1 protein-coding gene is annotated in these 461 nt (G+C 67.0%); it reads right to left on the bottom strand.

The features are described 5' to 3' along the window. Positions 1–461: contractile injection system protein, VgrG/Pvc8 family (locus KVT32_RS32715; protein ID WP_254637065.1), on the bottom strand; the 461-nt coding region annotated here is incomplete at both ends.

Below are 461 nucleotides of genomic sequence, written 5' to 3'. Positions count from 1 at the left end.
CGGCCGTATTCGTCGGTGTAGATCTCTTCATTGGGTGGGCCGACCACTACGGCGTTCTGCGGTCCGTCGATGCGGGGCCGGGGCAATGGCTCTGCGCGCCATTCGGCGTCGTCCGGTACCAATTCAGCCTCGTAGTGGTAGTGAGTCCCTGACGCGGAATCGGCGCTTTCTTCGGCTTGGCTCGTGTGTTGGATGCCGCGGTGGACGATGCGGACCGGTCGCCATCCGTGATTCATGTCCTCGCGTGGGTGCCCGGCCAGCGTGAAGGAGATGCCAGGCTGCAAGCGCGGGTCATCGCCTTCGACCAAGGCGATGCGCGCGTCGCGCCGATGCCCGCGCAGGCGATTCTCGGCGAAGGGCTTGCCGGCCTCGTCGAACTTGGCCCGGGCGGGGTAGTCGTAGCGCTCGTAGCGGCGGCCTTGATGGTCCAGGTCGCGCCCATCGCGGCTGTGCTGGTGGGT

It is taken from the genome of Achromobacter sp. GbtcB20 (genome assembly GCF_019091095.1).
Lineage (GTDB): Bacteria > Pseudomonadota > Gammaproteobacteria > Burkholderiales > Burkholderiaceae_B > Achromobacter > Achromobacter mucicolens.
The sequence above is the reverse complement of the archived record's forward strand: the minus strand, read 5'-3'. Positions and strand labels throughout refer to the sequence as shown.